General features: G+C 61.2%; 22 protein-coding genes and 1 tRNA gene. 12 read left to right on the top strand and 11 right to left on the bottom strand.

Annotation, left to right across the window (positions count from 1 at the left end; all coding sequences use genetic code 11):
• Positions 1-105: 105 nt before the first annotated feature.
• The 3 genes from AWX27_RS15480 to AWX27_RS15460 form a co-directional block, all read right to left on the bottom strand.
• Entirely contained in the window at positions 106-681 is a 576-nt protein-coding gene (locus AWX27_RS15480) for an acyltransferase (protein WP_060423532.1), read from the bottom strand.
• Between the two features lie 1,016 nt (positions 682-1,697).
• Positions 1,698-1,774: transfer RNA gene (locus AWX27_RS15470), tRNA-Arg, on the bottom strand.
• A gap of 413 nt (positions 1,775-2,187) precedes the next feature.
• Complete coding sequence (locus AWX27_RS15460) at positions 2,188-2,397, bottom strand: hypothetical protein (protein ID WP_060423714.1); 210 nt, start codon at positions 2,395-2,397, stop codon at positions 2,188-2,190.
• 205 nt (positions 2,398-2,602) lie between these two features.
• Between AWX27_RS15460 and folD the strand changes: the two genes are divergently transcribed.
• Both folD and ybcJ read left to right on the top strand, forming a co-directional pair.
• Positions 2,603-3,469: a bifunctional methylenetetrahydrofolate dehydrogenase/methenyltetrahydrofolate cyclohydrolase FolD gene (gene folD / locus AWX27_RS15455; protein ID WP_004940177.1), complete on the top strand. Its 867-nt coding sequence runs from the start codon at positions 2,603-2,605 to the stop codon at positions 3,467-3,469.
• A 10-nt stretch (positions 3,470-3,479) separates the two neighbouring features.
• On the top strand, positions 3,480-3,692 hold the full coding sequence (gene ybcJ, locus AWX27_RS15450) for a ribosome-associated protein YbcJ (protein WP_049278727.1): 213 nt from the start codon (positions 3,480-3,482) through the stop codon (positions 3,690-3,692).
• A gap of 61 nt (positions 3,693-3,753) precedes the next feature.
• Here the strand turns inward: ybcJ and cysS are convergent, their stop codons facing one another.
• Positions 3,754-5,139, bottom strand: a complete 1,386-nt coding sequence (gene cysS / locus AWX27_RS15445; RefSeq protein ID WP_038875101.1) for a cysteine--tRNA ligase — start codon at positions 5,137-5,139, stop codon at positions 3,754-3,756.
• Between the two features lie 309 nt (positions 5,140-5,448).
• On the opposite strand from cysS, the gene ppiB reads away from it, so the two are divergent.
• The 4 genes from ppiB to purK all read left to right on the top strand — a co-directional run bounded on the left by ppiB (position 5,449) and on the right by purK (position 8,414).
• Positions 5,449-5,943, top strand: a complete 495-nt coding sequence (gene ppiB, locus AWX27_RS15440) for a peptidylprolyl isomerase B (RefSeq protein ID WP_004940183.1) — start codon at positions 5,449-5,451, stop codon at positions 5,941-5,943.
• A 10-nt stretch (positions 5,944-5,953) separates the two neighbouring features.
• A complete protein-coding gene (locus AWX27_RS15435) occupies positions 5,954-6,676 on the top strand; it encodes a UDP-2,3-diacylglucosamine diphosphatase (RefSeq protein ID WP_060423519.1) in 723 nt (240 codons plus the stop codon).
• A 149-nt stretch (positions 6,677-6,825) separates the two neighbouring features.
• A complete protein-coding gene (purE, locus tag AWX27_RS15430) occupies positions 6,826-7,350 on the top strand; it encodes a 5-(carboxyamino)imidazole ribonucleotide mutase (protein ID WP_060423515.1) in 525 nt (174 codons plus the stop codon).
• A complete protein-coding gene (gene purK / locus AWX27_RS15425; RefSeq protein WP_060423511.1) occupies positions 7,347-8,414 on the top strand; it encodes a 5-(carboxyamino)imidazole ribonucleotide synthase in 1,068 nt (355 codons plus the stop codon). Before purE ends, purK begins: the two co-directional genes overlap by 4 nt.
• Positions 8,415-8,483: 69 nt before the next feature.
• On the opposite strand, the gene ybbP is transcribed toward purK, so the two are convergent.
• On the bottom strand, positions 8,484-10,916 hold the full coding sequence (gene ybbP, locus AWX27_RS15420) for a putative ABC transporter permease subunit YbbP (RefSeq protein WP_060423509.1): 2,433 nt from the start codon (positions 10,914-10,916) through the stop codon (positions 8,484-8,486).
• Entirely contained in the window at positions 10,913-11,599 is a 687-nt protein-coding gene (gene ybbA, locus AWX27_RS15415) for a putative ABC transporter ATP-binding protein YbbA (protein ID WP_004940192.1), read from the bottom strand. The genes ybbP and ybbA overlap by 4 nt, the downstream gene beginning before the upstream one ends.
• Between ybbA and tesA the strand changes: the two genes are divergently transcribed.
• From tesA to AWX27_RS15400, 3 genes are all read left to right on the top strand, one after another.
• Entirely contained in the window at positions 11,570-12,208 is a 639-nt protein-coding gene (tesA, locus tag AWX27_RS15410) for a multifunctional acyl-CoA thioesterase I/protease I/lysophospholipase L1 (RefSeq protein ID WP_164268474.1), read from the top strand. The genes ybbA and tesA overlap by 30 nt on opposite strands.
• Positions 12,209-12,234: 26 nt before the next feature.
• Positions 12,235-13,011 carry an SDR family oxidoreductase gene (locus AWX27_RS15405; RefSeq protein WP_060423505.1) on the top strand — a complete coding sequence of 259 codons (777 nt, stop codon included), beginning with the start codon at positions 12,235-12,237 and terminating at the stop codon, positions 13,009-13,011.
• 77 nt (positions 13,012-13,088) lie between these two features.
• Complete coding sequence (locus AWX27_RS15400) at positions 13,089-13,943, top strand: co-chaperone YbbN (protein ID WP_025160052.1); 855 nt, start codon at positions 13,089-13,091, stop codon at positions 13,941-13,943.
• A 283-nt stretch (positions 13,944-14,226) separates the two neighbouring features.
• On the opposite strand, the gene cfa is transcribed toward AWX27_RS15400, so the two are convergent.
• The 5 genes from cfa to AWX27_RS15375 form a co-directional block, all read right to left on the bottom strand.
• On the bottom strand, positions 14,227-15,378 hold the full coding sequence (gene cfa / locus AWX27_RS15395; protein ID WP_060423502.1) for a cyclopropane fatty acyl phospholipid synthase: 1,152 nt from the start codon (positions 15,376-15,378) through the stop codon (positions 14,227-14,229).
• Between the two features lie 194 nt (positions 15,379-15,572).
• On the bottom strand, positions 15,573-16,475 hold the full coding sequence (locus tag AWX27_RS15390) for a carbamate kinase (RefSeq protein ID WP_047025725.1): 903 nt from the start codon (positions 16,473-16,475) through the stop codon (positions 15,573-15,575).
• Positions 16,476-16,496: 21 nt separating this feature from the next.
• The gene (locus tag AWX27_RS15385) at positions 16,497-17,366 is read right to left on the bottom strand and encodes an oxamate carbamoyltransferase subunit AllH family protein (protein WP_060423499.1); all 870 of its coding nucleotides are present in this window, start codon (positions 17,364-17,366) and stop codon (positions 16,497-16,499) included.
• 16 nt (positions 17,367-17,382) lie between these two features.
• Entirely contained in the window at positions 17,383-18,648 is a 1,266-nt protein-coding gene (locus AWX27_RS15380; RefSeq protein WP_055312589.1) for a YlbE family protein, read from the bottom strand.
• 9 nt (positions 18,649-18,657) lie between these two features.
• Positions 18,658-20,325, bottom strand: coding sequence for an acyl-CoA synthetase FdrA (locus AWX27_RS15375; protein WP_060423496.1), 1,668 nt, complete (start codon positions 20,323-20,325; stop codon positions 18,658-18,660).
• 357 nt (positions 20,326-20,682) lie between these two features.
• On the opposite strand from AWX27_RS15375, the gene allD reads away from it, so the two are divergent.
• From allD to AWX27_RS15360, 3 genes are all read left to right on the top strand, one after another.
• On the top strand, positions 20,683-21,732 hold the full coding sequence (allD, locus tag AWX27_RS15370) for an ureidoglycolate dehydrogenase (RefSeq protein WP_060423493.1): 1,050 nt from the start codon (positions 20,683-20,685) through the stop codon (positions 21,730-21,732).
• 172 nt (positions 21,733-21,904) lie between these two features.
• Complete coding sequence (allC, locus tag AWX27_RS15365; protein ID WP_060423491.1) at positions 21,905-23,152, top strand: allantoate deiminase; 1,248 nt, start codon at positions 21,905-21,907, stop codon at positions 23,150-23,152.
• Complete coding sequence (locus AWX27_RS15360; RefSeq protein ID WP_043146764.1) at positions 23,149-24,408, top strand: MFS transporter; 1,260 nt, start codon at positions 23,149-23,151, stop codon at positions 24,406-24,408. The genes allC and AWX27_RS15360 overlap by 4 nt, the downstream gene beginning before the upstream one ends.
• Positions 24,409-24,464 lie beyond the last annotated feature (56 nt).

Genomic DNA, 24,464 nt, shown 5'->3' with positions numbered 1-24,464 from the left:
GATGCAACCTCCGCGAGGGGGATTCCGTCCACAGTGACAGAGCCGTGAATAGCACGCCCCTGCCACTGCTATCTTTTAAAACGAGCGAAAATCCGAGAGGGAAACCTACTTCAACTCTTTTTCCAATTCCAAAGGGTTTCTTTTTCTGTTCTTTATCTTCTTGGCCGGCGATCCAAAATAGATCGACCACTCTTCTGTATTCTTCATTATAAGCGAGTTAGCGCCAACAGCCGTGCCTTCAGCCAGGTTAACGCCAGGCATGATGATTGACTGAGAACCGACTATCGCATGACGCTCAATCATAACAGGACCAGACACCACACCGGTAAGATGTTCGGGCACCGTAGGATTGGTCATAAATTTTCCGCTATAGTCATCGCTTTTTGTATAAATTTTTACGGACTGAGATAGACCAGAGAAATCGTGCATGGTAACGCCTGCACCAGCGAAAATAGCAGAATACCCACCGATATGAACATAACTGCCGATATCAAGAAAGCCATCGCCTGCCGCAATAATTGTGCTGAACCCATCAATTCTGACATTATCTCCGATGGTAATATTCTCCAGCCCCACTATTGTACAGTTTTTTGCGACCAAAACATTTTTTCCGACAGACTTAATGCCGAACTCCTTCAATTGTTTTTCTTCGTAATAGCCGGGATTAAAATGGTCATTCATGATAGTTAACTCTCACTTTACGAATATGTTCAGTAGACAGACTATACACAAAATCAGGAAAAATCCATACGCAGCTATGACCAGATACGAATGCGCTTATTCAGATATCGATTTGAAAAAGGAGAGCGGCCTTCATATCCCCCGATACGTGCATGATGCAATCGTCAGTGATACGATGAAATTTCGTCTGGCACGCTATTTTTCAGATTTGTCCGCCCTCTTCACGAAGCTTACGCAGCGCCATTCCCTTGTCGAAGTCTGAAACACGCTGCAAAACGTCCCCCTCACCAAGCTGCCGACGATTGCGTTGCCTGTAAGCACTATATCCCTCCCCCCCGTATTTTTATACGCTAAGAATAATAAAAATGAGAAACTAAAATCAGAAACCGGTCGAAATTTATTATTCACAGACTATCATCAATTATCCACTATGCGTCACAATGAGTTTCAAAGCAAAGCCCATACATCTAACAAAATATTAATGCATTGTAAATTTAAGACTGCCAATGCAATTGTCGGCACCGCGGTAAAATAAAACCAACCTAAGAATACACGTCACTTTTCCACACACAGCGAGAATAATTAACTCGAGAAAAAACCAAAAAAAACGCTTAATTCATAAAAACTTCATAACACTATAACCAGTCATTCATGAATATCACTGTGAAATAGGCGTGATATGGATAAAAATGCATTAGCACTATATAAAAAAGCAATTTATATTAGGTATTTGTTATGGTGAATATCTGGATAAAAAACGTAATTTTTATAATATCTCAAATTAACGCAAGTATAAAATAAAAGATAAAAATACAATGAAATTACATCTTTTTTATACCAACATATAACATCACGTAACCATCTCGTTTGCCCCATTCCCTGCTGCTCTCTCTCAGTCGAGCCACAGAGAGTGCTTGATGTAAGAGTAAGGTAGAGCGGGAAGCGTCAGAAATCCGCTAACAAGCTGAATTTTAGGCATAAAAAAAGACGTCCATTGACGTCCCTTGACTGCAAAATGGCACGCCCTATAGGATTCGAACCTATGACCTACGGCTTAGAAGGCCGTTGCTCTATCCAACTGAGCTAAGGGCGCATTGAGATGCGGCAACCTGCGGCTGCGGGTTGGGATTATACGGTCAGAGGTTAGCGAGTCAATGCCTTTTCATGACGTTACGGCGGCGGCCGTGCTTTATGGCGTTTTTTCCGCCAGCGCCCGCGCGGCGAGGGTTCCCGTCAACCGAGCGCCGCCATGCTGAACCAGGCCGACACCTACGTAAATCGGCGCGCGTTCAGACCACCGCCGCCCATCCTCCCTCCACCGGCAAAGGCGAGCGGACTGCACGACTGCGGCGATGTCGCCCCAATCGGCGTGCTCAACCACCCGCGCGTTGCAGGTCACCGCCACCCTTTCCCCCAGTGTGGCGTCGGGGCGTGCGCTGTTTAAAGAAACCTGGCTCCCCGATGCCCAAACCAGTAACAGCGTGCAGCCTGCCCAGAAGCAGCCCTTCATGCACATAACTTCCGCCACAGCGCATTCAGGCGTGCCCGCCACGACGGCGCCGCCTCATGCTTGCCGAGCTGGTGCAACGCGGTGAGTTGCGCGCTGTCCGCCGGATGCAGTGAAGAATCGAACACCGTTTCCCCCACATGTTTAGGCTCCGTCGGTTGCTCGTCAGGCTGATGATGCAACGGGTAAAGCCGGGTTATCGCTCTCATGATCCTGCCCTCTTTCGCCCTGTGAACAGCCCCAGCGTATCCAAATACAGGTAAAAATGACGTAGAGGATCCTGAGGCCGGCATAAAAAAAGCGTAAATCGGCGTCGGCAACGGCCACGAGGGTGATTCTGCGCCTGACAGCGCGCTCAGCTTCTGCCAGAATAGCGGCATCCCCGCTTTTCTTAATTGATGGATTTCCACACTGATGTCAGCAAAGATTATTGATGGTAAAACGATTGCGCAGCAGGTTAGAAACGAAGTGGCTGAGCAAGTGAAACAACGTCTGGCGGCCGGCAAACGCGCCCCAGGGCTGGCGGTTGTGCTGGTCGGCGAGAACCCGGCTTCGCAAATTTACGTCGCCAGCAAGCGCCGCGCCTGCGATGAAGTCGGCTTTCTTTCCCGCTCCTACGACCTGCCCGCTGCCACCAGTGAAGCCGAGCTGCTGGCGTTGATCGACCAGCTGAACGCCGATGAGGAAATCGACGGCATTCTGGTGCAGCTGCCGCTGCCGGCCGGCATCGATAACGTCAAGGTGCTGGAACGCATCCACCCGGACAAAGACGTCGACGGCTTCCACCCGTACAACGTCGGCCGCCTGTGCCAACGCGCGCCTAAACTGCGCCCGTGCACGCCGCGCGGCATCGTCACCCTGCTGGAGCGTTATAACATCGATACCTACGGCCTGAACGCCGTGGTGGTCGGCGCTTCCAACATCGTCGGCCGTCCGATGAGCATGGAGCTGCTGCTGGCCGGCTGCACCACCACCGTCACCCACCGCTTCACCAAGAATCTGCGTCATCACGTCGAGAACGCCGATCTGCTGGTGGTGGCGGTCGGTAAGCCGGGCTTCATTCCGGGCGACTGGATCAAACCGGGCGCCATCGTGGTGGACGTCGGCATCAACCGTCTGGAAAGCGGTAAAGTGGTGGGCGATGTCGATTTCGACGCCGCCAGCGAGCGCGCCGCCTACATCACCCCAGTGCCGGGTGGCGTCGGCCCGATGACCGTTGCTACACTGATCCAAAATACCTTGCAGGCCTGCGAGGAATATCACGACGTTCAACCTAAATAAGTAAGGCAGTATGGAAATTTTCAATCTGGACAATCATCCCCACGTCGAACTGTGCGATCTGCTAAAGTTCCAGGGCTGGTGTGAAAGCGGCGGCGCCGCCAAAGAAGTCATCGCCGAAGGGCAGGTGAAAGTCGACGGCAAGGTCGAAACCCGCAAGCGCTGCAAGATCGTCGCCGATCAGGTGGTGGAATTCAACGGCGGCAAGGTCACGGTTAAACCCTAACCCGCAGCCATAGAAAAAGGCGCTGAATTCAGCGCCTTTTTTGTTTTTCCCTGCGGCCGGATTACTTGCGGCGCCAGGTGGTGCCCTGCGGGCCGTCTTCCAGCACGATGTTCATCTCGTTCAACCGATCGCGGGCAGCATCCGCCAGCGCCCAGTCCTTGGCGGCGCGCGCTTCGTTACGCTGTTTGATCAGCGCTTCGATCTCCGCCACTTCGCCGTCGTCAACCTGAGCGCCCCCTTGCAGGAACTGCTCCGGCTCCTGCTGCAGCAGGCCGAGCACGTTCGCCAGCTTACGCAGTTCCGCCGCCATACCGTTGGCCGCCGCCATGTCTTCACCCTTGAGGCGGTTAACCTCGCGCGCCAGATCGAACAGCGCCGAGTAGGCTTCCGGGGTGTTGAAGTCGTCGTCCATCGCTTCGCGGAAGCGGGCTTCGAACGCTTCGCCGCCGGCCGGCGCGGCGTCGGCATCGGTGCCGCGCAGCGCGGTATAGAGGCGCTCCAGCGCGGTGCGCGCCTGTTTGAGGTTCTCTTCGCTGTAGTTCAGCTGGCTGCGATAGTGGCCGGACATCAGGAAGTAACGCACCGTCTCCGCATCGTAATGACCGAGCACGTCGCGAATGGTGAAGAAGTTATCCAGCGATTTGGACATTTTCTCTTTGTCGATCATCACCATGCCGGAGTGCATCCAGTAATTGACGTACGGGCCGTCGTGGGCGCAGCTCGACTGTGCGATCTCGTTCTCGTGATGCGGGAACATCAGATCGGAACCGCCGCCGTGGATATCGAAGTGGGTGCCCAGCTGCTTGCAGTTCATGGCGGAGCATTCGATGTGCCAGCCCGGACGGCCCGGCCCCCACGGCGACTGCCAGCTTGGCTCGCCCGGTTTGGACATCTTCCACAGCACGAAGTCCATCGGGTTGCGCTTCACGTCGTCGATCTCTACGCGCGCGCCGGCCTGCAGCTGATCCAGATCCTGACGCGACAGCAGCCCGTATTGCGGATCGCTGTCGATGGAGAACATCACGTCACCGTTGCTGGCCACATAGGCGTGATCGCGATCGATAAGGCGTTGGGTGATCTCGATGATCTCGGCGATGTGCTGGGTCGCGCGCGGCTCTTGATCCGGGCGGTCGATCAGCAGCGCGTCGAAGTCGGCGTGCATTTCCGCCAGCATGCGTTCGGTCAGCTGGTCGCAGGTTTCATGATTTTCCGCCGCGCGGCGGATGATTTTGTCGTCCACGTCGGTGACGTTGCGCACGTAGTTCAGCGAATAGCCGAGGTAGCGCAGGTAACGCGCCACCACGTCGAAAGCGACAAAGGTACGACCGTGGCCGATGTGACACAGGTCATAGATGGTTACCCCGCACACGTACATGCCCACTTTCCCGGCATGAATGGGTTTGAATTCCTCTTTTTGACGACTCAGGGTATTAAAAATCTTTAGCATCGGGAGATTCCGTGGTGTGCGTGATAACAAAAAAGATAACCGGGCTTCAGGTTTTCCGCCCGGTAGCGTATTGAAACCTGAAGCCTGATCTATTGCAAGGTTAAGGCCATGCTTTGCTGATTTCACGCGAATAAAATGCGCGAAATTCGGCGGCCAGCGCAATTGTTATAATATAACATAAATGCGATTACCACAGACAGTACGCGGTTGAGCCGCTGCTGACTCGCTGGGGCGGATATGTTATAAGGGCGGTCTGAATGTTCACTCGCTTTACGTGACGTCTCACTTCACCTTGTTAGGATTAAAACTATGGTTACTTTCCACACCAATCACGGCGATATCGTTATCAAGACCTTTGCTGACAAAGCGCCGGTTACCGTTGAAAACTTCCTGAACTACTGCCGCGCCGGTTTCTACGACAACACCATCTTCCACCGTGTGATCAACGGCTTCATGATCCAGGGCGGCGGTTTCGAGCCGGGCATGAACCAGAAAGCGACCAACGCGACCATCAAGAACGAAGCCAACAACGGTCTGAAAAACACCATCGGCACCCTGGCAATGGCGCGCACCAACGATCCGCACTCCGCCACCGCACAGTTCTTCATCAACGTGGCTGACAACGACTTCCTGAACTTCCGCGGCGAAAACGTGCAGGGCTGGGGCTACTGCGTGTTCGCTGAAGTGGTTGAAGGCATGGACGTGGTCAACAAAATCAAAGGCGTGAAAACCGGCCGCAGCGGCATGCACCAGGACGTACCGGTAGAAGACGTCGTGATCAACAGCGTGACCGTCAGCGAGTAATCGCGGCTGCATGAGTACGCTGTTCATCGCAGATCTGCACTTGTGCGCACAGGAACCGGCAATCACTGCCGGTTTTCTGCGTTTTTTACGGCGCGAAGCAGTTCACGCCGACGCGCTGTACATCCTCGGCGACCTGTTTGAAGCCTGGATCGGCGACGACGATCCCGATCCGCTGCACGCGGAGATCGCCGCGGCGCTGAAAGCGCTGCAACAGGCCGGCGTGCCCTGCTACTTCATCCACGGCAACCGCGATTTTCTGCTCGGCAAGCGCTTCGCCCGCGCCAGCGGCATGCAGCTGCTGCCGGAAGAGAAAGTGCTGGAGCTGTACGGCCGCAGGATCCTGATCCTGCACGGCGACACCCTGTGCACCGACGATCAGGCCTATCAGCAATTCCGCCGTAAAGTGCACAACCCGCTGATTCAAAAATTGTTCCTGGCGCTGCCGCTGCGCTGGCGACTGAAGATCGCCGCCAACATGCGCGCCCGCAGCCAGCAATCCAACCAGTACAAGTCGGAAGCCATCATGGACGTCAACCCGCAGGCAGTCGAACAGACGATGCTGCGCCACGACGTGCACTGGATGATCCACGGCCATACCCATCGCCCGGCGGTGCACCGGCTGGCGTTGAGCAACGGCGAAGCCCATCGCGCGGTGCTGGGCGCCTGGCACGTCGAAGGATCGATGGTCAAAGTCAGCGCCGACGCCGTCGAGCTGATCCAATTCCCATTCTGAGCCCCGGACTGGCGCGCGAGTGAAAATTCGCGCTTTCGGCGGTGAAAACCGGCGACGCAACCGTTTTCCTCGCCGTGCGCTCATGGTATGCTCTACGCCCTCATTCGGCCCTCAGCCGACGCCAGACAAATCACAGGAGCCTTACACCCATGGGAGCCAACGCCGCTTCAGCCGCCACTACCGGGGCGAAAATCGCAATTGTAATGGGATCGAAAAGTGACTGGGCCACCATGCAGTTCGCCGCCGAAGTCCTGACCCAGCTCGAAGTCCCCTTCCATGTCGAAGTCGTTTCCGCCCACCGTACGCCGGACAAGCTGTTCAGCTTCGCCGAGCAGGCTACCGCCAACGGCTTTGACGTGATCATCGCCGGCGCCGGCGGTGCGGCGCACCTGCCGGGCATGCTGGCGGCGAAAACCCTGGTGCCGGTGCTGGGTGTGCCGGTGCAAAGCGCCGCGCTGAGCGGCGTAGACAGCCTCTACTCCATCGTACAGATGCCGCGCGGCATTCCGGTGGGCACGCTGGCGATCGGCAAAGCCGGCGCCGCCAACGCCGGGCTGCTGGCGATGCAGATCCTGGCGCTGCACGACGCCGCGCTGGCGCAGCGTTTGGCGGACTGGCGTCGGGCGCAGACCGAAGAGGTGTTGAACCACCCCGATCCGCGGGAGGACGCATGAAGCCGGTTTGCGTACTGGGCAACGGCCAGCTGGGGCGCATGCTGCGCCAGGCCGGCGAACCGCTGGGCATCGCCGTTTACCCCATCGGCATCGATGCCGAGCCCGAGGCGGTGCCGTATCAGAACAGCGTCATTACCGCCGAGATCGAACGCTGGCCGGAAACCGCGCTAACGCGTGAACTGGCGACCCACAGCGCCTTCGTCAACCGCGACATCTTCCCGCGCCTGGCCGATCGCCTGACGCAAAAACAGCTGCTCGACCAGCTCGGCCTGGCGACCGCGCCGTGGCAGCTGCTGGCGAGCGCCGCCGAATGGCCGCAGGTATTCACTTCGCTGGGCGAGCTGGCGATCGTCAAACGCCGGGTCGGCGGCTATGACGGCCGCGGCCAATGGCGCTTGCGCCCGGGCCAGGAAGCCGAACTGCCGGCCGACGCCTATGGCGAGTGCATCGTCGAGCAAGGCATCAATTTCTCCGGCGAAGTGTCGCTGGTGGGCGCGCGCGGCCACGACGGCCGTTCGGTATTCTACCCGCTGACCCACAACCTGCATGAAGACGGCATCCTGCGCACCAGCGTGGCGCTGCCGCAGCCCAACCCGGCGCTGCAGCAACAGGCCGAGCAGATGCTGGCGGCGATCCTGAACGAGCTGAACTACGTCGGCGTGATGGCGATGGAGTGCTTTATCGTCGGCGATCGGCTGCTGATTAACGAACTGGCGCCGCGCGTGCACAACAGCGGCCACTGGACGCAAAACGGCGCGTCCATCAGCCAGTTCGAACTGCATCTGCGCGCCATCCTTGGCCTGCCGTTGCCGCAGCCGGTGGTGAGCACGCCGTCGGTGATGGTCAACCTGATCGGCACCGCCGTCAACGAACAGTGGCTGTCGCTGCCGCTGGTGCATCTGCACTGGTATGAGAAAGAGGTGCGCCCGGGCCGCAAGGTCGGCCACCTCAATCTGAACGACCCGAGCGCCGCCGATCTGCGTCAGGCGCTGCAGGCGCTGGCGCCGCTGCTGCCGGGCGAATACCAAAGCGGGCTGGCCTGGGCACAGCAGAAGCTGGCCTAAAGCGCCGCCGCCGAAAGTAAAAGGGGTTAGCCTTAGGCTAACCCCTTTTTTCATCCCGCTAAGTCAACATCACCCCTCATAGCTGCGGAACAGCGCCCGGCCGCGCAGCAGGCGCACGCCCAGCCAGCCGCCGCACAGCGACAGCAGCAGCGCACTGGCCAGCGGCAACGCCCACCACAGCACCGGCGTCGGCGTCCACGGGAAGTCGAATACCCGGCTCTGCAGCAGCCACAGCGCCGCCTCGGCGCCCACCGCCGCCGCGATGCCCGCCACCAGCCCCAGCAGGGCGAACTCGCACCACAGCGTGCGGCGCAGCAGCCGTTTGCCGGCCCCCAGCGTGCGATACACCACCAGCTCCTGGCGGCGCTGACGCATGCCGACCTGCACCTGCGCCAGCAGCAGCAGGCCACCGCACAACACCACCAGCACCACCATCACCTCCAGCGCGCGGCTGACCTGCTGCAGCACGCCGCCGACCTGTTTCAGGATCGCGCCGATGTCCAGCAGGCTGAGCGTCGGAAACTGGCGGTTGAGCTGGGTCAGCATCTGGCCGTCGCCGTCGTAGCGGAAGCTGGTAAGCCAGGTCTGCGGCTGGCCGTCCAGCGCGCCCGGCGGGAAGATAAAGTAAAAGTTCGGCTTCAGGCTTTCCCAATCCACCTGGCGCAGACTGGTGACCTTGGCGCTGAACGCCTGGGTATCGCCGCTGAAGGTCAGCGTGTCGCCCAGCTTGATCTTCAGCCGCCCGGCAATGCCTTCATCCATCGAGACTTCGCCGCTTTTCGGCGGCCAGCTGCCCGCCACCAGCGGATTATGATCCGGCAGATCGGCCAGCCAGGTCAGGTTCAGCTCGCGGTTCACCGCCTCGCCGCCCGGATCGTCTTCATGCACCCGCTCGGTCGCCAGCTGCTGGTTTATCTCGGTCAGGCGCACCCGGACGATCGGATAATAGGTTTCCGGCTTGATCTGGTGCTGCTGCAGGAAGGTTTTCACCTGCGGCACCTGCGCCTCGGTCATGTTGAGCAGGAAATAGTTCGGGCTGTCCGGCGGCAGCTGTTGCTGCCAGCGTTCGAGCAGATCGCCGCGCAGCACCAACAGCAGCGCCAACAGCATGAACGACAGCGAAAATGCCGCCAGCTGGCTGATGGTCACCCACGGCTGATGCAGCAGGCGGTTAACCGCCAGCCGCAGCGCCAGGCTCTTGAGCGTGATGCGGCGCAGCAACAACAGGCTGCCCCAGCCGATGCCGCCCAGCAGCAGCGCCAGCACCGCCATACCGGCCAGGATCGCCCACAGCAGCGTGCTGGCCCCCATCAGCGTCACCAGCAGCGCCACCACGACCGCCGCCGTCACCGGCAGGAAGTAGCGCAGCGGCCAGACGTTGGCCACCACGTCGCGGCGCAGCACCCGCAGCGGTTGGGTAGCCAGCAGCTGACGGTACGGCCGCAGCCCGACCAGGAGTGAAATCAGCACCAGCGCGCCGAGCGCCCACAGCCACGGCCAGGCGCCGGCGGCAGGCAATGCGGCCGGTAACACCGGTTTCAGCAGGCGAATCAACAGCGCTTCGAACGCCAGCCCGATCGCCCCGCCGCACACCGCCGCCAGCGCCATCACCGCCAGCCACTGGCCGACGATCAGCTTACGCAGCGCGCCGCGCCCGGCGCCGAGGGTTTTCAGCACCGCGATCAGATCGTAGCGGCTGCGGCAATAGTGGCTCATCGCCACCGCCACGGCGGCGATCGACAACAGCAGCGTCAGCAGGGCCGACAACAGCAGGAACTGTTGGGATCGCTGCAGCGACTTGCCGAGCGCGCTGCCGGACTCCTGCAGCCCGAACCAGCGCTGATCCGGCGTCAACTGCGGCGTCAGCCGTTCTTCGTAACGTTGAATATCCGGCTCGGCGCCGGCGAACATATAGCGGTAGGTCAGGCGGCTGCCCGGCTGCACCGCGCCGGTCTTATCGACGTCCGCCAGGTTGATCATGATGCGCGGCGCGGTCTGGAACGGGTTGAAGCCGGCGTCCGGCTCCTGAATGATTTCACCGGCGATGCGCAGCGTGGTGTCGCCCACCTCGAGCGAATCCCCGACTTTCACGTTCAGCAGCGCCAGCAGACGCGGTGCCACCAGCACGCTGCCCGGTTCGGGCTTGATGTTGGCCGGGCGCGTTTCCAGCTTGCCGTACAGCGGATAGGCCAGATCGGTGGCTTTCACGTCCGCCAGCTGCGGCCGATCGCCGGCATAGGTCATGGTGGTGAACGACAGCTGACGGCTCAGTTTCAGCCCCTGCTGCTGCGCGTCCAGCAGCCAGCCTTCCGGCACCGGATGCGCGCTGCGCAGCACCCGATCGCCGGCGATAAAGTCGCGGCTCTGTTGGCTGAGCCCTTTGTCCATACGATCGCTGATGCTGCCCAGCGCCAGCACGCAGGCCACGGAGAGCGTCAGCGCCAGCCAAACGATCAGCAGCGACGGCGAGCGCCATTCGCGCCAGAACCAGCGCCAGATCATGCTTCCTCCCACAGCTTGCCTTCGCGCAGCCGCAGCCGCCGCTGGCAGCGCGCCGCCAGGGTTTCGTCATGGGTCACCAGGATCAGGGTGGTGTCAAAATCGCGATTGAGGGAAAACAGCAGGTCGGCGATGCGATCGCCGGTCTGACGATCGAGGTTGCCGGTCGGTTCATCGGCGAACAGCACCCGCGGCCGGCCGCTGAAGGCGCGCGCCAGCGCCACGCGCTGCTGCTCGCCGCCGGACAGCTGCGCCGGCAGGTGATCGAGCCGTTTGCCCAATCCCAGCTGTTCCAGCAGCTGCACCGCCTGCTCGCGGCTTTGCCTGTCGCTCTCGCCGCGCAGCAGCGCCGGCAGCTGCACGTTTTCCAGCGCGTTCAGCGTCGGCACCAGCATGAACGACTGAAACACGAAGCCGACGTTCCTGGCGCGCAGCGCGGCGCGGCCCTCTTCGTCCAACGCGGTCAACGACTCGCCGAGCAGGCGCACCTCGCCCTCGCTGCCGTCATCCAGCCCGGCCAAAATGCCCAGCAGGGTCGATTTCCCCGATCCGGATTCGCCGATCAGGGCGATCGTCTGCGCGGGTTTGACAAGCAGCTCGACTCCGGTAAGGATGGTGAGCTGATGCTCACCCTGACCAACGTGTTTACTAAGATGATGAACTTCAAGAACGTTTTCCGCTGGCATCTTCCCTTCCTTTTGCTGTTGGGATTATTCAGTTTACGCGCTGTCGCCGCCGATACCTTGTTGATTTTGGGCGACAGTTTAAGCGCCGGCTACCGCCTGCCGATCGAGCGGGCCTGGCCGACGCTGTTGGCCGAACAGTGGCAGAAAAAACCGGGCGCGCCACAGCTGGTCAACGCCAGCATCAGCGGCGACACCGCCGCACAGGGGCTGGCGCGTCTGCCCGCGCTGCTGAAACAGCATCAGCCGCGCTGGGTGCTGATCGAGCTGGGCGCCAACGACGGCCTGCGCGGTTTCCCGGCGCAGGACGTACAGCGCGATCTCGGCCAGATCATCACACAGGTGCAGCAGGCCGGCGCACAGCCGCTGCTGATGCAGATCCGCATCCCGCCGAACTACGGCCGCCGCTATACCGAGGCGTTCAGCGCCGTTTACCCGGCGCTGGCCAAGCAGTTCAACATTCCGCTGCTGCCGTTCTATATGGAACAGGTGGTGGTGAAGCCGGAATGGATGCAGGATGACGGATTGCACCCCAATGGGGACGCCCAGCCGTTTATCGCCACCTGGATGGCGGAGCGCCTGGAACCGCTAGTAAAACATGAGTCTAACTAAATTAGGGTCGTACACTAGGTAAAGTTATGCAAAAAGCAGTATTGATAACCGGCTGCTCCAGCGGGATTGGACTGATTGCGGCGCAGGATCTGCGCAACCGCGGCTATCGGGTGCTGGCCGCCTGCCGCAAACCGCAGGACGTGGAAAACATGCGCCAGCTCGGGCTGGAAGGCATCGAGCTGGATCTGGACGACAGCGCCAGCGTCGAGCGCGCCGCCGCCGAGGTGATCGCGCTGACCGGTGGCCGCCTGTACGGCCTGTTCAACAACGGCGGCTTCGGCGTTTACGGCCCGCTCAGCCGCATTTCGCGCAGCCAGCTGGAGCGGCAGTTCGCCACCAACCTGTTCGGCACCCACCAGCTGACCCAGCTGCTGTTGCCGGCAATGCTGCCGCACGGCGAAGGGCGCATTATCCAGACCAGCTCGGTGATGGGGCTGGTCTCCAGCGCCGGGCGCGGCGCCTACGCCGCCAGCAAGTTCGCGTTGGAGGCCTGGTCGGACGCGCTGCGCATGGAGCTGCACGGCAGCGGCATTCAGGTCAGCCTGATCGAACCGGGGCCGATTTCTACCCACTTTAGCCAGAACGTCAACCAGGCACAGAGCGACAAGCCGGTGCACAACCCCGGCATCGCCAAGCGCCTGACGCTGCCGCCGGAGGCCATTCTGCCCAAGCTGCGCCACGCGCTGGAAAGCCCGCGCGCCAAACTGCGCTACCCGGTGACCCTGCTGGCGCACGCCATGAGCGTGCTGCGCCGCATTCTGCCGGGCCGCTGTCTGGATTGGCTGCTGCGCAGCAACGCTTAATTCGCCCGCCGGGGTTGAAGAATGGCGGCGCGCCCCCATCTACACCCCATGGCTCCGCACGATCAGAGAGAAAAAAGATGCTAGCTCAAGCTGTTGTTGATATTAACGAAACTAACCTGCACCAGACGCTGGAACAATCGATGTCCATTCCGGTGCTGTTCTACTTCTGGTCCGAGCGCAGCCAACACTGCCTGCAGCTCACGCCGGTGCTGGACAAGCTGGCGGCGGAATACGCCGGTCAGTTTATTCTGGCCAAGGTGGACTGCGACGCCGAACAGATGATCGCCTCCCAATTCGGGCTGCGCTCCATTCCGACGGTCTACCTGTTCAAAGACGGCCAGCCGGTCGACGGCTTCCAGGGCCCGCAGCCCGAAGAAGCGATCCGCGACTTGCTGCAGCGTTTCCTGCCGAAGGAAGAAGACCTGAAACTGGCGCAGGCGCAGGAACTGCTGGCCGCCGGCAACGCCGCCGAAGCGCTGCCGCTGCTGAAAGACGCCTGGCAGAGTAGCCAACAGCGCAGCGACATCGGCCTGACCCTGGCCGAAACCCAGATCGCGCTCAGCCGCAGCGAAGACGCCGAAGCGGTGCTGGCAACCATCCCGCTGCAGGATCGCGATACCCGCTATCAGGGCCTGGTGGCGCAGATTGAACTGTTGAAGCAGGCGGCGGACACCCCGGAAATCCAACAGCTGCAACAGCAGGTGCAGCAGCAGCCGGACAACGTCGAGCTGGCAGTGCAGCTGGCGCTGCAGCTGCATCAGGTCGGGCGTAACGAAGAAGCGCTGGAGCTGCTGATGGGGCATCTGAAGAAAGATCTGGCCGCCGCCAACGGCAACGCGCGCAAGACTCTGATGGACATTCTGGCCGCGCTCGGCACCGGCGACGCGCTGGCCGCTAAGTATCGCCGCCAGCTATACTCCCTGCTGTACTGATATACCCTTCTTCTTTCCAGCCGCATCGTTATCGGCTGCATGTTCGAACCCCAGTCACTTAGTTATCTAAGCTCCTGGGGTTTGTCACGTTTGCCGCCTGGACGCAACTGGAAATCCATTGGGTATATCTGTTGTCCCAAAGTAAATATTGAAGGGTATCCCCTAAATAGTTCGAGTTGCATCAAGGCGGCAAGTTTGTAAGTCCCCGGGAGCTTACTCAAGTAAGCGAGCGGGGCGCGCAAACGCAGCCAACACAGATGCAGCTTGAAATATGACGGGGATATCAGCGATAGACCCGCACCCCACCTTCCACGCCCGCCGGGCTGAACAACACCTGCCACAGCTGAATATTGCGCGAACGGAACGCGCCGGCGCAGGCGTTCAGGTAATAAGTGAACATGCGTTCGAAGCGCTCGGAATAGCCGCCGGCCAACTCTGGCCACGCCCGTTTGAAGTTCTCCAGCCAGGCCATCAGCGTGCGATCGTAATCGGCGCCAAAGTTGTGCCAATCCTCAATCACAAAACGCCCTTCGCTGGCCTCGGCGATATGCCGCACCGAAGGCAGGCAGCCGTTGGGGAAGATGTATTTGTCTATCCAGGCGTCGACGTTGAGATCGGTCTGATTGGAACCGATGGTGTGCAGCAGGAACAGGCCATCCGGCTTCAGGTTGCGCGCCGCGACGCTGAAATAGGTCTCATAGTTTTTCGGCCCGACGTGCTCGAACATGCCGACCGATACGATGCGATCGAACTGGCGATCCAGATCGCGGTAGTCCTGCAGCAAGATCTCGACGTCCAGCCCCGCGCAGCGTGCCTGCGCCAGCTTCTGCTGCTCGGCGGAAATGGTCACGCCGTGCACCGAGACGCCGTAGTTTTGCGCCGCAAACTGCGCCAACCCGCCCCAGCCGCAGCCGATATCCAGCAGCGTCATGCCCGGTTTCAGCTGCAGTTTTTCGCAGATCATCCGCAGCTTGGCCTGCTGCGCCTGCTCGAGCGTCTGCGCCTCTTTCCAGTAGCCGCAGGAGTATTGCATGTAAGGATCGAGCATCGCCCGGAACAGGTCGTTGCCGATGTCGTAGTGCTCTTTGCCCACCTGCCAGGCGCGCTTGCGCGATTGGCGGTTGAACAACCGGGCATAGGCGACGCGCGCGATGTCGCTCAGGCTTTTCGGCAGCCGCTCATCGACGCCGGCCTGCAGAATGCGGGTGAACAGCATGTCCAGCCGTTCGCACTCCCACCAGCCGTCCATATAGCCTTCGCCAAAACCGAGCGAGCCTTCCTGCAAAATGCGTTTGAACAGCGCCGGGTTGTGCACCCGGATATCCCAGGCGCGCGGGCCGTTGATGGCGACGCCGGCTTCCGCCAACATCTCCTCCACAATGCGATACCAGCGATCCTTCTTCTGGGCGAGTTCATCAACACTGAGCGAATCCATAACAATCCTTGGCCGAAATGTCATTTCAAAAAGCATAGTCGCAAATAAAAATGACAAATTTTTGACGGTAAATACGGGGGTGTTTTTACTCTAGCCAAGGCGAGCAACATCATGAAATGAATAAAAATTATTGAAATCATGCCATTTAGGCATACTTATCCGCGCCAGCGCGGGCGCGGATAAACCGACGGCGGCTAAGGCAAAATAGAGGTGCCGGCCTGGCCCGCCAGCACCGCGTCGATATCCTGCAGGCCACCGATATGAGCCGTCCGCCCGGTGCGATCGACGAAGCGGCTGACCGCCATGATCTTCGGCCCCATGGCGCCGTCCGCCACCGCCATCGGCGCCAGTTCCTGCGTGGTGGCGCGCCGGATAGCGCGCTGGCGCGGCGTGCCCCACTCCTGGTACACCGCGTCGGCATCGGTGAGGATCACCAGATGATCGGCCCCCACCTGCTCCGCCAACAGCGCCGCCGCCAGATCTTTGTCGATCACCGCTTCGCTGCCCGTCAGCCCATGCTCGCCGGCGATCATCGGGATACCGCCGCCGCCGTTGCAGATCACGATGTGCCGCTGCGACAGCAGCAGCGTGATCGCCTCGATGTCGAGGATCTTTTGCGGCGCCGGCGAAGGCACCACCCGGCGGATGTAGTTGCCGTCCGCCTTCAGCGTCCAGCCGTATTTGGCCTCCAGCGCCTGCCGCTGTTCCGGCGCATACACCGGCCCGATGAACTTGCTCGGCGCCTGATAATCCGCATCCTGCGCATCCACCAGCACCCGCGTCAGCAGCGTGGACACCGGCTGCTGCGGATGGCTGGCGCTCAACTGCTGCGCCAGCATATAGCCGATCATGCCCTGGCTTTCGGCCACCAGAATATCCAGCGGATAGGGCGGCACATCGCGGTACGCCAGGTTCTGCAACGCCAGCAGCCCCACCTGCGGCCCGTTGCCGTGTACGATGGCAATGCGGTATTTCTGCGCCAGCTTGCCGATGGCGTCGGCGATGAGGGCGATGCTCTTATACTGATTTTCCGCAGAGAGCACGGCTCCGCGCTGCAACAGGGCGTTGCCGCCCAACGCAATGACCAAGGTTTTCATGGTTTGCACCCGTAGTTGAAATCATACCGTCCCGGCCGGATCCGCGATCCGGCCCTCGTGTTCACACCGCGCGCCGCACAGTGCGTTAATCGTCGTCACCCCCAGCCACACGCCCAGCAGCGTGTCCGCTCCCGAGAAGTGCCCCAGGCTCAGCACCGCCGCCACCGCCGCCGATACGCCTTCAGGCGCCCGCAGCCCCTGCGCCAACGCATGCAGCGGCGTGGCGAACAGGCCCTGCTCGGCGTAACGCAGGTAGTGCGCGCTCACCAGCGTGGTCAGCGCGTCCAGCGGTAGCGTCTGGGCGAAAAACGGCGCCAGCCCGCTAACCGGGATGCGGCTGTCGAGGTGGGCGCTCAGCAGCAGGCCGAGCAAGGTGTCGTCGTTGCTCGGCGTCAGCCCCGGCCCCTTGCCCAGCGCCTGGTGCCAGTCGACCATGTCGCCCCGCAGCCAACGGGAAAAATCCCGCACCAGCGCGGCCGGCTCCGGCGTTAACGGCTGCCTCACCAATCGGCCCAGCTCGCCGTGCAACCCGCACTGCGCCGTGCAGCGCTGCAATACCGCCGTCAGCGGCCGATCGGCAATGGCCGCACGCGGCGCCAGCGCCAGATCCCGCGCCGCCGCGGCGGGCCGCACCAAGAGCGCACCCAACGTGATGCCTGCGGCGGAGAAAGCGCAGCGTCGTACGGACGGCACCGCACGCCGCACGCGATCGAAATCCCGCGCGCCGAGCTGCCACCCCATCGGGCTCAGGCCGCTGCCGGCGCGGTGCAGCGTCAGCAGCCGTGCGTTTTCCGTCAGGAAATTGATCGCGTTGTTGAAGCTGCCGACGCAGCGCAGCGCGCCGTAATCCTGCGTCGCATGGCGGCTGCCGGCCAACGCGATAATGTCCATATGCGCCTCCGTTCGCTTACGCCGTAATGCCGAGCTTGTCGGCCAGCGCTTCGATCGCTTTCTCGAAGCAGCCGAGCGGTGCACGCACCGTGCCGGCGCCAATTTGCCCGACCCCGGCTTCGCGGTGGGCGATGCCGGTGTTGATCAGCGGCGTGATGCCGGTTTCCACCACCCGCCGGGCATCCAGCCCCAGGCAGGCGCCCTGGAAGTCCCAGGTCGGGATCTGCAGCATCATGTTGCGTTCGAGGTAGATTTCCGCCATCTCCTCGGAGATGTCGGTGGCGGCGCTCATGCCGCCGGAAGCCCCGACGAAGCGCGTCACGCCCGGTGCCGCCACCATCGCCGCGCCGCCAATGCCGAAGGTTTCGGTGATCGCGCTGTCGCCGATGTCCGGGTTGGCGTCCGCCTGGCTGAAGCCGGAGAAGAACAGCCCTTCCGGCGTGTTCACCGGCGCGGTGAACCAACGATCGCCCATCCCACTGATCTTGATGCCGAAATTCTTGCCGTTGCGGGTCATTACCGTGACGATGGTGCCCTGCTCAATCTCCGCCCCGGCGTCCATCGCCGCCTTGCAGTAGGCCATCGCCAGATTGAGGAAGAACTGATCGGTGATGCTGAGGAACTGCATCACCTGCGCCAGCTCCGCCTTATCGCGCGGCAGCAGGCTGATCTCCGGCGCCAGCCTGCGCATCAGCAGCGCCGAGGCCGCGATATTGCGCTGGTGGAATTCGTCCCCCATGCTGATCGCCTGCGCCATCAGCGCGGTCAGATCGATCCCTTCCTCCAGCGTCGCCAGCACCGCTTTCAGCACCGGGGCCAGCGAGTCGCGCATCCAGCGCAGGCGCTGCTGCACGTCCTCGCCGTAGGCGCCGAAGCGCATCACTTTGCCGATACCTTCGTTCATGTTGCAGTAGGCGTAATTGCCGTGAACGGTGTTCCTGACCACCACCATCGGCATGTGGGCCGAGGTGATGCCGCCCATCGGCCCCACCGCGCTCACGCTGTGGCACGGGATAAACTCGATTTCCCCCTGCGCCAGCAGCGCCAGCGCCTGCTGCTCATCCTGCGCCCAGCCTTCGAACAGGCAGGCACCGATGCAGGCGCCGCGCACCGGGCCGCTCATCTCTTGCCAGGTGACCGGCGGGCCGGCATGCAGCAGCTTGCGCCCTTCGGCCAGCTGCGGGATCAAGCGGTGCGCCAGATCCACATCCTGCCAGTGCGGGCGCGCCTCGCGGATACGGGCGATAACGGCGGCGTTTGCTTGCTCAATCGTTGCGTACATAGCGGTTCCTTACTTTAATTTTTTCAAGATGTTGGCTAATCGTTGATCGCCACCGGCTACCGGCGCCCACTGGTAATGCACCACCGGAATGTCGCTGGTTTGCAGGTCATCGGCGAAGCTGCGCAGCCCGGCGTTGATCACCGCGACGCCGTCCAGCAAGGCCGGCCGTTCGCGTTCGGGTGCGGGTAAGACGGGGGTAATCAGCTGATGCGCCAGCGCGACCGCCGCCGGCAGCGACGGCATCACCGCGATGCCGGCTTCCTGCAGGGTGGCGATTTGCCGCGAGCGCTGCTGCGGATCCTGTTCGGTGCCGGTGACGGTGGCGATTGCCGCCAGCGGGTGGGCCGCGCCGCGCGCCGCGCGCACGTTGGCCACCTCAGCCGCCAGCGACGCCGCCGGATCGTCCTGAGCGCCGAAGCCGATCACCACGTCCAGCAGCAACACGCCGGTCTGCGGCTGCTGCGCCAGGCGGGCGATTTCTTGATTGCGGGCGGTCGGGTCAATCATCGGGTGCGGGCGCCCCTGGGTATAAAAGTCATCGCCCATGTCGATGATGCGATGGTCGTCGGCCACCAGCATGGCGCCGCGCGGGTGTTCGCTATCCACCGGCAGGGACAGTTTTTCCGCCAGCAGCATCGCGCATTCGGCCGCCAGCGTGCCGCCGGCGTACAGCCCGGCGATTTTGCCGCCAGGCACCGCAGGCTGCTGCGCCGCCTGTTGCTGCACGCAGCCCAGCATCGCCGCCAGCCGCGCCGCTTCATCCAGCGTGGCGGCGAACGTGATGTTGCCCTCCTGGCGCACGGCGGACTGCGCGCCGAGGAACAGCGCCACCACCGGCTTGCCGAGCGCTTTCATCTCGTCGATCACCCGTTGGCGCACCTCGGGTGCCGGCGGTTTGGACACGAACGCCAGCACAAGACTCTGCGGATCCGCTGCCAGCATGCGCAGCGCGCTGATGGCGCTGATGCCGCCGATCTCCGCCGTCAAATCCCGCCCGCCGAGGCCAATGGCGTGCGAGATGCCCTGGCCTGCCAGGGTAATTTGCGAAATAAGCTCCTGAATGCCGGTGCCGGAGGCGCCCACCACGCCGATAGATCCGGCAGGCGCCACGTTGGCGAACGCCAGCGGCGCGCCGGCGATGCAGGCGGTGCCGCAGTCCGGCCCCATCACGATCAGCCCGCGCTCGCGCGCCTTGGTTTTCAGCGCCACTTCCTGCGCCACGCTGACGTTGTCGGAGAACATCATCACGTTGCAGCCGTCTTCCAGCGCGCTATCCGCCAGCTCCGCCGCGTATTCGCCGGCGATCGAGATCAGCGCCAGATTGGCGGCGGGCAGCTTCTGCCTGGCGGTGCGCCAGCTGCGCGCCCGCAGCAGTTTTTTGCCGCCCTGGCTCCCCTGCGCAATCGCCTTGAGCGCCGTCTCCAGCGCCGCGCCGATCTCCTCGGCGATCGTCTCGTCGGCGGACTCCGCTTTGATCGCCACGCAAATATCGTTCGGCGTCGCTTCGCTAAACTGCGGGTGCCAGAAACCGGTCACCTCCAATAAGGATTTATTGGCCGGTGTCCCCATCATGACGGATATTTCCTCGACCTTGGGAGATTCACTGAGTTTGCGGGAGATCAACATCAGGCTGACGGAATCCTGAAAGCTCCCCTTTTTAATAAAAGCATGGATCATGGTGATATCCTTAAGACAGCATTTAATAATATCGGCAATATTTCCCGCACCGGCGGCGCGGCGACGCATTGAATCCAGCGAAAAGGTTAATGATCAAGCTACAAATTAAAACCACGCCCAGAGGTGAGTATGGTCACACTTTATCTATTGTTAGAAAAAATAACTTAATCGCCTGAATATTAGTTAATCCAGACAAAAAAAGCATTTATAAAAAAACTTCTAACAATGGAGATTTAATTCAACGAATTTTTAATCCAATCGGATAAAACGCATCTGGATCACATTATTCCCACCCGGTATTTATACATTACAACGCAGAGGCGAATTAAATAAACCGTAGTGATAAAAGGACTGTATATGAAGGTCTCTAAACAACAATTACATCAGCTTATCCAGCAAAAAATTCACGCCGCCGGCCTGAGCCAGGAACACGCCGGCATCGTCGCCGACGTGCTGGTTCATGCCGATGCGCGCGGCATTCATTCTCACGGCGCGGTCAGGGTCGAATACTATTCCGAACGCATCAGCAAAGGCGGCACCAACAATCACCCGCATTTCACCTTTGAAAAAACCGGTCCCTGCAGCGCCATTTTCGACGGCGACAACGGCGCCGGGCACGTGGCGGCCAAGCTGAGCATGGATCGCGCCATCGAGATGGCGAAAGAGAACGGCGTGGCGGTGGTGGGCGTACGCCGCATCGGCCACAGCGGGGCACTGTCGTACTTCGTGCAACAGGCGGCGCGCGCCGGCATGATCGGCATTTCGCTGTGCCAGTCCGATCCGATGGTGGTGCCGTACGGCGGCGCCGAAGTCTACTACGGCACCAACCCCATCGCCTTCTCCGCGCCGGGCGAAGGCGACGAGCTGATCACCTTCGATATGGCCACCACCGTACAGGCCTGGGGCAAAGTGCTGGACGCCCGCTCGCGCAACGCCGCCATCCCGGATACCTGGGCGGTGGACGCCGAGGGCAAGCACACCACCGATCCGTTCGCCGTCAGCGGGCTGCTGCCGATCGCCGGGCCGAAAGGCTACGGCCTGATGATGATGGTCGACGTGCTGTCGGGCATTTTGCTCGGCCTGCCGTTCGGCAAACACGTCAGCTCGATGTATCACGATCTCAGCGCCGGCCGGGAATTGGGCCAATTGCATATCGTTCTGAACCCGGGTTATTTCACCAACGAATCCGCATTCCGTAAAAATATCAGCCAGGTCATGAAAGAATTGAATGCCGTTAAGCCGGCGCCGGGCGTCAGCAAAGTGCTTTATCCAGGGCAGAACAGCCATGCGCGTGAAATGGAAAGCGAGAAAAACGGTATCGAAATCGTCGACGATATTTATCAATACTTAATTTCAAATGCTATTTACCAGCGTTCTTACGACCATAAAGATCCCTTCGCCAGTTAACGCACTCTTATTATCGTGGGCTTTTTACGCCGCGGCTCGCGGTTGATATGTCAGAGCCGGGGAGAAAAAAGAAAACCTTCATCAGCGCGCTCAGCGCAATAGGCCGGCCGGCGGCGAATAGCATCAGCCCTGGCCGCATCGCCGCTGAGACACAACATGCGGGCAGGTAAAAATGAAAGACTTCCAACAAGAAATCCGTGATATTTCCGGCTGGTTATCGAAAATCGGCGCCGATCCCAGCGGCGGCATGACACGTCTGCTTTATACTCCGGAATGGATCGAAGCGCAGCACGCGTTGAAAAATACCTTCGAGGCCGCCGGGCTGAGCACCCATTTTGATGCGGTCGGCAACCTGTTCGGCCGACTGGAGGGCAGCAAATACCCCGACCAGGTGATTCTCTCCGGTTCGCACATCGACACGGTGGTCAACGGCGGCAACCTCGACGGCCAGTTCGGTATCGAAGCCGCCTTCATGGCGATCAAACACCTCAAGGACACCTACGGCCCGCCGCTGCGCAGCCTGGAAGTCATCGCGCTGGCGGAAGAAGAAGGCAGCCGCTTCCCTTATGTGTTCTGGGGCAGCAAGAACATCGTCGGCCTGGCCCGGCGGGAAGACGTGCAGCACATTACGGACGCCAAGGGCGTCGGCTTCGTCAACGCCATGCGCGACGCCGGTTTCGATTTCCCTCCGCCGCATCAGCCGCTGCGCAGCGACATCGCGGCCTTCGTCGAGATCCACATCGAGCAGGGCAAGGTGCTGGAAACCGAAGGCAAAACCATCGGCGTGGTGACCAGCATCGTCGGCCAACGGCGTTATGACGTGCGGCTGCAGGGCGAAGCCAACCACGCCGGCACCACCCCGATGAGTTACCGCCGGGATACCGTGCATGCCTTCAGCCGCATCTGCTGCGAATCGATCGCCAAGGCGCGCGCCGAGGGCGATCCGCTGGTGCTGACCTTCGGCAAGGTGGAGCCGAAGCCGAACACCGTCAACGTGGTGCCGGGCTTTACTCACTTCACCCTCGACTGCCGCCACACCGATCAGGCCGCGCTGCTGCGCTTCACGCAGGAGATCGAGCAGGATATCCAGCGCATCTGCGCCGAGATGGGCATCGAGGCCGAGATCGATCTGTGGATGGACGAAGCGCCGATCCCGATGAACGAACAGCTGGTGGCCTGCGTCAGCCGCCTGTGCGAAACGCAGCGGCTGAATTACCGCATGATGCACAGCGGCGCCGGGCACGACTCGCAAATCTTCGCCCCGCGCGTGCCGACGGTGATGATGTTCGTGCCGAGCATCGCCGGCATCAGCCATAACCCGGCGGAAAAAACCGCCGTCGCCGATCTGAACGAAGGGGTGAAAATCCTGGCGCAGACGCTGTATCAGCTGGCCTACACCGAACAGGGGGCCGAGGCATGAGCAACGACATCGACCCGCGCTACTGGAAAAAGATCGTCGTCGTGCTCTGTCTGGGCTGGGCGGTGATCTGGATCTATCGCACCGTCCTGACGCCGATCTTCCCCGAGATCCAACAAACCATCGGCGCGCACTCCAATGCGGAAATGGGGCTGATCGCCAGCTTCTACTTCTTCGCCTACACCGGGATGCAGATCCCGGCGGGCATCCTGGTGGACAAATTCGGCAAGAAGGTGGTGCTGATCCCGGGCTTCTGCCTGTTCATCATCGCCACGCTGCTGATCGGCAACGCCACCAGCCTGACCATGGTCTATGCCGGCAGCCTGCTGGCGGGCATGGGCTGCGGCTCTTATTACGGCTCGGCCTACTCCCTGTCGTCGGAGAATATCCCGCTGGAACGCCGTGGCCTGGCGACCGCGGTGATCAACAGCGGCTCGGCGCTCGGCATGGCCATCGGCCTGATCGCCTCCAGCCTGCTGGTGAAAAGCTTCAACATGAACTGGCAGATCATGCTGTTCATCATCACCGGCCTGCTGGTGGTGATGACGCTGGTGTTCGCCGTGGTCATCAAAGGCTCGCAGCCTCAAGCCCCGGCGGCCGTCAGCCAGACCGCTGCGCCGACGGCTGCCGAGCCCGAAGAGGACGGCCAGGCCAGCGGCCTGTTCAGCCTGCGCATGATCTCCGCCTACGCAATGTACTTCGCCACCTGCTACGGCTACTACATGATAGTCACCTGGCTGCCCTCGTTCCTGCAGCAAGAGCGCGGCTTTGAAGGGGTGGCCATCGGCTTCTCCTCCGCCCTGGTGGCGTTCGCGTCGGTGCCGGGCGCGCTGTTCTTCAGCCGCATGTCCGACCGTTTCCGCAACAAGAAGGTGCAGCTGATCATTTTCCTCGAGCTGTGCGCGGCGGTGATGCTGGTTTGCACCGTCATTTCGCCGGACTCCACCATGCTGCTGATCAGCCTGATCCTGTACGGGTTGCTGGGTAAGCTGGCGGTCGATCCGATCATGATCTCCTTCGTCGCCGACAACGCGCCGAAGAAAGGCTATGGCACCAGCTTCGGCGTGTTCAACTTCTTCGGCATGTCCTCGTCGGTGATCGCCCCCTTCCTCACCGGCGTGATCTCCGACAGCACCGGCTCCAAGGTGATGGGCTTTTACATCTCCGCCGCCATCCTGCTGGTGGGCACCGCCATTTTCTTCACCGTCAACGTCTTGATGAAACGCACTACGGCAGCCCGAACGGCCACCGAGGCCTGACGGCGCTTTTTTACCGGGCGCCGCCGCGGCGCCCTTTCAACGATCAGGAGAATCAA

Origin of the sequence: Serratia sp. 2880STDY5682894 (assembly GCF_001537385.1) — a bacterium.
GTDB lineage: Bacteria > Pseudomonadota > Gammaproteobacteria > Enterobacterales > Enterobacteriaceae > Serratia > Serratia nevei.
This window is presented reverse-complemented; position numbering and strand designations above follow the sequence as displayed.

Bases quoted from the DNA above. Each gene is read 5' to 3' on its own strand.
- AWX27_RS15480 (WP_060423532.1), bottom strand. From the start codon at position 681: ATGAATGACCATTTTAATCCCGGCTATTACGAAGAAAAACAATTGAAG.
- AWX27_RS15460 (WP_060423714.1), bottom strand. From the start codon at position 2,397: ATGAGAGCGATAACCCGGCTTTACCCGTTGCATCATCAGCCTGACGAG.
- folD (WP_004940177.1), top strand. From the start codon at position 2,603: ATGTCAGCAAAGATTATTGATGGTAAAACGATTGCGCAGCAGGTTAGA.
- ybcJ (WP_049278727.1), top strand. From the start codon at position 3,480: ATGGAAATTTTCAATCTGGACAATCATCCCCACGTCGAACTGTGCGAT.
- cysS (WP_038875101.1), bottom strand. From the start codon at position 5,139: ATGCTAAAGATTTTTAATACCCTGAGTCGTCAAAAAGAGGAATTCAAA.
- ppiB (WP_004940183.1), top strand. From the start codon at position 5,449: ATGGTTACTTTCCACACCAATCACGGCGATATCGTTATCAAGACCTTT.
- AWX27_RS15435 (WP_060423519.1), top strand. From the start codon at position 5,954: ATGAGTACGCTGTTCATCGCAGATCTGCACTTGTGCGCACAGGAACCG.
- purE (WP_060423515.1), top strand. From the start codon at position 6,826: ATGGGAGCCAACGCCGCTTCAGCCGCCACTACCGGGGCGAAAATCGCA.
- purK (WP_060423511.1), top strand. From the start codon at position 7,347: ATGAAGCCGGTTTGCGTACTGGGCAACGGCCAGCTGGGGCGCATGCTG.
- ybbP (WP_060423509.1), bottom strand. From the start codon at position 10,916: ATGATCTGGCGCTGGTTCTGGCGCGAATGGCGCTCGCCGTCGCTGCTG.
- tesA (WP_164268474.1), top strand. From the start codon at position 11,570: ATGAACTTCAAGAACGTTTTCCGCTGGCATCTTCCCTTCCTTTTGCTG.
- ybbA (WP_004940192.1), bottom strand. From the start codon at position 11,599: ATGCCAGCGGAAAACGTTCTTGAAGTTCATCATCTTAGTAAACACGTT.
- AWX27_RS15405 (WP_060423505.1), top strand. From the start codon at position 12,235: ATGCAAAAAGCAGTATTGATAACCGGCTGCTCCAGCGGGATTGGACTG.
- AWX27_RS15400 (WP_025160052.1), top strand. From the start codon at position 13,089: ATGCTAGCTCAAGCTGTTGTTGATATTAACGAAACTAACCTGCACCAG.
- cfa (WP_060423502.1), bottom strand. From the start codon at position 15,378: ATGGATTCGCTCAGTGTTGATGAACTCGCCCAGAAGAAGGATCGCTGG.
- AWX27_RS15390 (WP_047025725.1), bottom strand. From the start codon at position 16,475: ATGAAAACCTTGGTCATTGCGTTGGGCGGCAACGCCCTGTTGCAGCGC.
- AWX27_RS15385 (WP_060423499.1), bottom strand. From the start codon at position 17,366: ATGGACATTATCGCGTTGGCCGGCAGCCGCCATGCGACGCAGGATTAC.
- AWX27_RS15380 (WP_055312589.1), bottom strand. From the start codon at position 18,648: ATGTACGCAACGATTGAGCAAGCAAACGCCGCCGTTATCGCCCGTATC.
- AWX27_RS15375 (WP_060423496.1), bottom strand. From the start codon at position 20,325: ATGATCCATGCTTTTATTAAAAAGGGGAGCTTTCAGGATTCCGTCAGC.
- allD (WP_060423493.1), top strand. From the start codon at position 20,683: ATGAAGGTCTCTAAACAACAATTACATCAGCTTATCCAGCAAAAAATT.
- allC (WP_060423491.1), top strand. From the start codon at position 21,905: ATGAAAGACTTCCAACAAGAAATCCGTGATATTTCCGGCTGGTTATCG.
- AWX27_RS15360 (WP_043146764.1), top strand. From the start codon at position 23,149: ATGAGCAACGACATCGACCCGCGCTACTGGAAAAAGATCGTCGTCGTG.